Origin of the sequence: Cryobacterium sp. M91 (assembly GCF_002929615.1) — a bacterium.
Classification (GTDB): domain Bacteria; phylum Actinomycetota; class Actinomycetes; order Actinomycetales; family Microbacteriaceae; genus Cryobacterium; species Cryobacterium levicorallinum.
The window spans coordinates 1-7,577 of sequence record NZ_PJJT01000047.1 but is presented as its reverse complement, the minus strand read 5'-3'; the positions used below and the strand labels follow the sequence as shown (position 1 = coordinate 7,577).

Here is a 7,577-nt window from a genome sequence, read left to right as displayed (position 1 = left end):
CCCGCCGCTGATACGACATAGTAGAAAACACAGATAGTGGTCCTGTTTTCAAACGGCACTATTGGCCCTGTTTTGGCCCGGCGTTAACACATGCCGACAACGTCGGGAAATGTGGGCTGCACCCCAGTACTGGAGTACACGGTGATCGTTGATCCCAGTCGCGCTCGGGTACCGGCAGCCGGATCGGAACGTATCAGTGTGTCTTCGGATTTGTTAGCGGCTGCCGCCCCACCGTCGGTGAAGGTGAATCCTGCCGATTCCACTGCCGTTTGTGCCTCTGCCATTGATTCGCCCCGTACGTCGGGGATGCTGGCGCGAAGCGTGCGGAGGGTACTTGGGGATGCGTCAGCGAAGTCGTCTCCGCCGTACTTTGCATTGGCGACGGACATGACGTCAGGCCACATTCGATGGCGGGCGGTGGCGGCGTATCCGCTGTCGAAGTACATGGAGCGTTGGTCGAGGGAGCCTGTGACGCTCACGACACCGGTCACGGTTGCCACCTCGGTGCTGGCGCCACTCATCCAGGTATCCGCCGCGCCACCCGTGGTTCCGGTTTTGCCGATCATCGGAACGCGAGGACTGGTCCGGTAGTACGACGAGCGGGCGGTGCCCTCGCTCATCACGCGTTGCATGGCGTAGGCCATGGCACCCGCTACTGCGGGCTTAACTGAGGTGCTGCACTCGGATTCTGGAACGGGCAGTTCGGTGTCATCGGCGGTCACGATTCGATCGATGACGATCGGTGTGCAGGTCACACCGTCGTTGGCGATGCCGGCGAAGGCGACAGCCATGGTCAGCGGCGCGATGTCGTTGGTGCCGAGCACGGAACTGGCGCCCTGACGAAGCGGATCGCCGTCGGCTCGGTGCACGTCGAAGGCCTCCGCCGTTTTCCGGATACCGCACAGGTCTAGCTCTTTCGCCATGCCCAGGTACCCGGTGTTGTAGGAATTGATGGTCGATTCGAGAGCGCTGTAATTGGATCGGTTTTGGCTCAACGAGTCGTTGCGGGGGTTCCACCCTGGGTAGCGCTGCGGACCCCGGCAACTGTCTTGGAAAGCGCCCCAGTGCGACGTGCGTGCAGAATCGACGCGCTCGTTGAGGGAATGACCCTCGCTTAGCCATTCGGCCAGCGTGAATACCTTGTAGGTGGAACCGGGGTGAAAACCGCTCGAGCCACCGGCGGCATAGTCGGTGTTGTAGTTGATCGCGGTGTAGTTGGTCCCGGAATTCAGCACGGCCGGATCCTGGCTGTAGTCCTTGTTCTGGGTCATCGCGAGGACCCTACCGGTGCCGACCTGAACGCTGGAAATGACGGCGCCCACGTCTCCCGCGTTGGAAATCTTGGGAACGTTTTCGTTCATGGTTGTCACGGCCGCACCCTGCAGGTCCAGGTCCAGCGTGGTGTACACGTCATACCCACCACGGCGAAAATTGAGCAGCCGCGTTTCTTCGTCCTCACCAAAAGTGGAGTCGGTCTGGAGTGCGTGCACGACGTAGTCACAGAAGTAGGCGTTGGCACCAGCCGTAGCGCAGCCGGTACTGGGCGCAGTGATGACCGGTGCAATCACCGTGGCGACCGCTACCTCGTACTGGGCCGCAGAGATCTTCTTCTCGGCGCGCATCTCTCCGAGAATATAATCGCGGCGCACCTTGTTGGCGGCATAGTTGTTGGCGGCACCGTTGGTGGCACTGTCCGGCATATTGAGCTGGAATTTTCGTGGGTTGTTCACGATCGCCACGAGGCTTGCAGCCTGCGGCAGGTTCACCGCCGCTGCGGTCGTGTTGAAGTAATAATTGGCCGCTGCCTCAATACCGTAGACCGTTCCGCCGAAGCCCGTGATGTTAAGGTACTGGCGAAGAATGTCCGCCTTGTCGTACTTCTTCTCTACGGCGATCGCGAAGCGCATCTCTCGAAGTTTGCGCTCGGCGGTGACCTCCGTGGCGGCTGTATAGCAGAGGTCGCTTTGCTCGTGGTCGGCAATGACCTCGCATTTTTGCACGAGAACGTTCTTCACATACTGCTGAGTGATCGATGATCCACCTTGCAGCGAATCGCTAAATGTGTTGCTCACAACTGCGCGCAGTGTGCCCTGAATATCGATACCGTTGTGCTCAAAAAATCGAGGATCTTCACCGGCGACCGCGGCATCTTTCACAAATTGACTGATGGCATCTGATTCGACCTCGACCCGATTCTGGTCATAGAACGACGCAAGCAGTACGCGGGTGCCATCGCTCTGGGTGGCATAAATGTTGCTCTTTTGCGAGAGCTGCTCGATTCCCAGATAACCCGGCAGACTATCAAAGACCGTGATGGTGTGCGTCGCACTCACGCCAGCCAACGCGACCACCGGCGTCATACCCGCCGTCACAAGGACGCCGGCGACGGCACTCATCCCGACAAGCCCCATGAACGCGCCGAGAGACTTGCCTCTCGTTTTCGTCGGGACAGTGACATTAATGTCTAAAATTATCGCTACCTCATGGATTGACTAATAAACAAAACAGGATGAGTACGCCCGCACGCACAACGCGAGGGTCCCGGTTTCACCCGTGAGGGTTGGAGTCTTGGAAGAGCCTTTATCGGGCTAGATGCCAAGGATTAACAATTCTTCCGACGAGGTCTCCCCGGCGGCACCGGCAAAGAGTTCAAATGCGGAAACAATTGCGGACTTTTGGTCGGGCGACAAGACGGACAGGATTTCGGCAATGTTGTCGCGGCGCTGCTCGAGGGCATGAGTGACAAGGTTTTGTCCCGCTGGCGTGAGTTCAATGAGTACCTCCCGCCGGCTGGCTGGCCTGGTCGTTCGCCTCACCCAACCGGCTTCGACAATGCGATCGATTGCCCGGCTTAACGTGGAGGGAAGGGTGCCGATGGCTTCGCCTAGGACGCCCATCCGCAGGGGCCCCGAGGTGTCTAACAGCACGAGAACACGAAACTGGGGCAACGTTACGATCTCCAGGACACCTGCGACAGATCGAGCCACCACACCCATCAGCGCACGAGAAGCTGTCAACGCGGCGTCCGCCGCGCGAGCGTCGAAATCTTCGTCAGGAATCACTACGCCCTCATCTCATGCAATAGTTGCGAAAACGCAATAATTGCAAGCATACATTTATGGCGGGTTGGCACCCAATACAAATCTCAATACCAAGGGCTAATCACCTCCACGGAGTGGCTTCGGCGGCTCCGAATCTAGAGAACCTATTCAAACCCCGCACCGATACTCGAGTGAAAGCAAAGTCATCCCGGGGGTCAGAGCAAACCCGCGACCCTGGGGCCTACTCGTCTCAGGACCCGCCAAGGAGCCAGAGCGACTGACGCTGCCGACGACGGTCAAAAGAGTGCTCGTAAGGCGAACGTTGAGTGGGACAGCCACACCAACACATAGTCGTGCCACCGGCTCCTGCCTCCCGTATTGCTATGCGTCACATGAGATCCTCACCGCGACAGCTCAAAGCACTCCGTACCGCGGAAATTTGGATATCAGCCTCATTTTTATCAGCTCCGCATTGGCTTTCCTGGCGTAATGAGCCCGTGCTAAGCAGATTTTGCCGCCTGGCTTGTTGCGTTCGCGGCCGCGGCTTCAGTCACCGTGGTGCCTAGGCGGCCCCGATATGAGTCTGAACGCTTGGCGGCGCTCGTAAACGACGGGCTCAATTATTTTCAAGTCGCAGAGGCGGTCCAATGCCAACCCGGTAGCGTCTTCAGTCGCTGCCGCTAGGTCTATCGTGGACAGAAGATCGACAAAAGGCCTCCGAGTCCGGCCCCTGTAAGCGACATCGTGTAGAGCATATAGATACAGGCTTCGATTGACGATGATTCCAGCACCGTCGTCAATAGCCCGATGTGATCTTCCGGGTTCGCCATCCATCTCAATGATTCTCTGGCTGTGGCTGCCGAAATAGTCTGAGGATTCCTCTCCGAGACGGTTCAAAGCTTCTTCTTGAACGTCCGGATTATAAAGCGCCCGCAGGATACGGCTGGCTTTCCTCTGGGCCATAGTGGATGCGAGGTACCCGTAAGCGATGACGATGACTGCTACCCAAAAGAGTGGATAAAACATTGTCGAGGGGAGTTCCACGTCGCCAACGTCGAAGTAGGTTCGAAGTCCGTAGGTCGAAAGTATTAGCGCACCGGCCCCAGCGAACGGTAGTGAGCGTGCTTTAGTAAAATCGGCCGATGCTTGGGTGGCTGCGGCTCTGACGTTTGTTCTCATGGTCAAGGTTGGATCTGGACGTGACGGCGTGACCATCGGCTCCTTGGCGTTGTTCTTTTGAAAAGCTTCCATCATCTGGCTCACGAGCGAGACGGGTACTAGATCTGTAGATGAGGACGCCCCTGCTTGGCTAGTCCCAAGAAGTTCACCGCGAGCCTCAATGAGAGCAACTTGTCGCCTGTGTTGCTCAGAGCTGGGTTGGGGCACTTGTAGGTTTCTGAGTTCGACATTGATAGCGCTCAGGAGACTTTCTTTAGTTGGCTCAACTCCAGTACCGAGATCGAGTCCCAGTCGCGCAGTAAGGTCAGCTATTCCAAGGAGGGGCATCCTCAAAATTTACACTTTGCTGATCCCGAGCCGACATCGGGGTATGTCGATGGAAACTTCGAGGTACTTCTCGGTTCAGAACGGGGGCCCGTAAGCGGAACGCTGACCGGCCAGTCAAGACAATGTCGGGACGAATGAAGTTCGGTGACGTGAAAAATGTACGACTATAACGGTGAAACAGTGTTCGGCGAATTCAGCACCACAATCCGGTTTAGACGGCACCCCGTCCAAGCTGCTCAACTTCGCATCAGTGATGCGCGGTGAGGGATCAACACCGTGCTCATCTCGCGCAGTGTGCTCAGGGGCAGAGAACGATAGTGATGACTGCGGTGGCGAGGACGAACAGGGCGATCGCTGCTGGGATAGAGCGTTTGATGGTTCCCGTCGAGAACCGATCTAGCCCTTTTCGTAGGCGTGACCTAACTTTGTCGCCGTGTGCCAAGCCGAGGGCGAGCAGAATAAGGCATGGGATGCAGTACACGAGGGCGTAGCTGGCGAGTACGAACAGGCCTACGGGAATGTCGACGTCCGCGGCGACCATCCGTTCGATGGCGATGAAGTAGGGGAACGCGTTCGGCAGGTCAGCTCCGGTAACCAGGATGCCGAGCGGGAAAGCCGTCCACACCCCGAACCAGGGCGGCAGGTCGATGCCTTTCCTTTCCCTGTCCTTGAATCGGCGGAGCCCGGCGACAGCGAGAGCGATGGCTGCGATGAGGAACACTCCGCGGCGAAGCCAGATGAGCCCTTCGCCTACGGCGTCGGCGGCAGCATTGGCGCCGAGGAAGATGACCATGCCAAGGGTGAAGACCGTGCTCATCGCGCCCAGGACGAACGTCAATGCTGAACCGACAGGCCTGTGGCTGACGGTGAGCAGGATCAGGGTGATAAAGACGATAGTCGCTGGGTTGAGCGAATCAGCCAGGGCGAGGCCGGCGATGCCGGCGAGGAGGCCACTATTAATCACCCGGTGGACCTGCGATCCAGCCACTGCAAGATCACATCAACGCTGGGTGCAGAGTAGTCGTCCGTGATGCTGTTTAGCAGCATCCCATCACCCAGGAGACGGATGACCGAGGCTACCACCGGGTCTCCTGTTTCAAATGCGAAGAGTTGTTCCCACCGTTCGGTTGCCCCAGCTGCCTGCTGCATAAGCGTGTCGGTCATCGAAGTGCGATCGGTGAGCAGGATCAACATCGCCCGATAGAGAGCAGCCTCGTCACGGGCTGATGAGAGGCGCAACCAGGTCTCGACCACGTTGCCTCGCCCGGCGGCCGCGGTCAGTTCCTGATCCATATCCTGAATTGCCTGCACCGCAATACCCTCCACCAGGGCAGCGCGTGACTTGAAGTGGTGCATCAGCCCCCCCTTCGACACTCCCGCCTGATGAGCGATGGCATCCATCGACGGCACCGACCCGGTCTCGATCGCGAATCGTCGAGCGGTCTGCAGAATGTGTTCCCTGTTGCTCATGAGGTGACTATAGCACGGGAACCGACCGACCGGTCGGACTGGTAAGAAGAATTTGAGGGTTTTGGTCTGAACCGCAAGGGGGGACGCACACCGGGCGCGTTAAAGCGTGATTCCTCAAGTCGATTCGCTGAGCGAGTTGCCCGTATGGGGAACCCTCTACGGGACGAGCAGGGAACGTCAGTTGAGACACCGATCAGTGACTCAGCAGCTTTGCTGGTCGTAACGCAGTTGACTACCTGCTGCTCTATCTCTGCGTCGGCTATCGCTCACTCGGGGAAAGCATCGAGGGCGGCCGTGAGCTGTTCCGCAGGTGGGAGCATCGCACGATCCTCGCTAGTGAGCTGGTCGTAGGTATAAGCGGCAACGGCCATGGGGGAAGTGGAGCGTCCGAGTGCGTAACGAACGGTGTGATCGTTCTTGCTGCCGCAAATGAGGATTCCGACGGTTGGTGCATGGACCTGGCGCCGCAACTTGTCATCGACCAACGCGACATAGAAATTCAGCTTCCCGGCGAACTCAGGTTGGAATTTCCCAGTTTTGAGCTCGATGACGAAGTAGCGGAGCTGCTCGACATGGAAGAACAAGAGATCGAGGTAAAAGTCGTCTCCGTCCACTTCCAGATGCACTTGACGTCCAACGAAGGCGAAACCGGGACCCAATTCCCTCAGTGTCTCCACAATGCGGTCCATGAGAGCCTGTTCCAGGTCTCGTTCGGCTACCTCGCCGGAGAGTCCCAAAAACTCAAAGGCGTACGGGTCCTTGGCTACTTGTTGCGCCAGTTCTGAGTCCGCGGCGGCTAAATGCTTCGTAAAGTTGGACGGGGCCGTCCCAGTGCGCTCCATCGAGCGGTTCATCATCATGTTCAGCAGCACGTTGCGGGACCAGCCGAATTCTACGGCTGCGGCCGCGTACCAGTCACACTCTGGATGTGTTTCTGCCTTGTCCAGAATGGTGCGGATATGTCCCCACGGCAATTGCGCCACAAGCTGTGGCACATTTGGTCCAGAGCCCCAAGCGCTGGCCATGGTCCGCATGTACTGCAGGTTGCGCTGGGAAAATCCCTTCATCTGAGGAAACTCCGCACGCAGGTCCTCGGCCAAGCGACGAATGACACCGGCACCCCATCCTTGGCTTTCCTGATGCTCCAGTATTTGCTGACCAATACCCCAGTACAGATCGATCAGTTCCGAGTTGACCCTGCGCTGAGCAGTAATCCTGGCTTCACGTACCCGATTCTTCAGCGCTGCCAAGACCTCGGCATAGTCGTAGGGAAGAGTAGAAAGATCACCAGAAGCCATCCACCAAGATTACCCAAACACTCCTCGAGCAGAGCGTTGCCTCCCTCCTGTCAGTGTCGGGAATCTTCTACGTCCATCGGCCGCCGTCCGTCCGTAAGGGGAACGATGACCGGGCAACTCGAACGGAGTGCACTGCCTGGAAATTCCCCGGTTCGGTCGGTACGGTAACGAAGCAACGAACGCCCGGTGGGCACGGTGATCGAATGGAACAATAATGACAGGCACCACGCTGGCACCAGTTATACACACGGCGTGGCAGCTG

6 protein-coding genes are annotated in these 7,577 nt (G+C 58.0%); all 6 read right to left on the bottom strand.

Annotated features, from left to right (window positions below; translation table 11 throughout):
* Nucleotides 1–83: 83 nt before the first annotated feature.
* Complete coding sequence (locus tag CXY80_RS00885) at nt 84–2,411, bottom strand: transglycosylase domain-containing protein (RefSeq protein ID WP_104131227.1); 2,328 nt, start codon at nt 2,409–2,411, stop codon at nt 84–86.
* Between the two features lie 177 nt (nt 2,412–2,588).
* Nucleotides 2,589–3,062, bottom strand: a complete 474-nt coding sequence (locus CXY80_RS00880; RefSeq protein ID WP_104131226.1) for a MarR family winged helix-turn-helix transcriptional regulator — start codon at nt 3,060–3,062, stop codon at nt 2,589–2,591.
* A gap of 525 nt (nt 3,063–3,587) precedes the next feature.
* Entirely contained in the window at nt 3,588–4,547 is a 960-nt protein-coding gene (locus CXY80_RS18985; RefSeq protein ID WP_146070610.1) for a hypothetical protein, read from the bottom strand.
* Between the two features lie 298 nt (nt 4,548–4,845).
* Nucleotides 4,846–5,511: a GAP family protein gene (locus CXY80_RS00870; protein ID WP_158251503.1), complete on the bottom strand. Its 666-nt coding sequence runs from the start codon at nt 5,509–5,511 to the stop codon at nt 4,846–4,848.
* Entirely contained in the window at nt 5,508–6,017 is a 510-nt protein-coding gene (locus CXY80_RS00865; RefSeq protein WP_104131223.1) for a TetR/AcrR family transcriptional regulator, read from the bottom strand. Before CXY80_RS00865 ends, CXY80_RS00870 begins: the two co-directional genes overlap by 4 nt.
* A 266-nt stretch (nt 6,018–6,283) precedes the next feature.
* Entirely contained in the window at nt 6,284–7,315 is a 1,032-nt protein-coding gene (locus tag CXY80_RS00860) for a YhcG family protein (protein ID WP_104131222.1), read from the bottom strand.
* Nucleotides 7,316–7,577: the final 262 nt, after the last annotated feature.

What these genes read in the sequence shown, in the direction of transcription:
- CXY80_RS00885 (WP_104131227.1), bottom strand. Translation starts at nt 2,411, where the DNA reads ATGGGGCTTGTCGGGATGAGTGCCGTCGCCGGCGTCCTTGTGACGGCG.
- CXY80_RS18985 (WP_146070610.1), bottom strand. Translation starts at nt 4,547, where the DNA reads ATGCCCCTCCTTGGAATAGCTGACCTTACTGCGCGACTGGGACTCGAT.
- CXY80_RS00865 (WP_104131223.1), bottom strand. Translation starts at nt 6,017, where the DNA reads ATGAGCAACAGGGAACACATTCTGCAGACCGCTCGACGATTCGCGATC.
- CXY80_RS00860 (WP_104131222.1), bottom strand. Translation starts at nt 7,315, where the DNA reads ATGGCTTCTGGTGATCTTTCTACTCTTCCCTACGACTATGCCGAGGTC.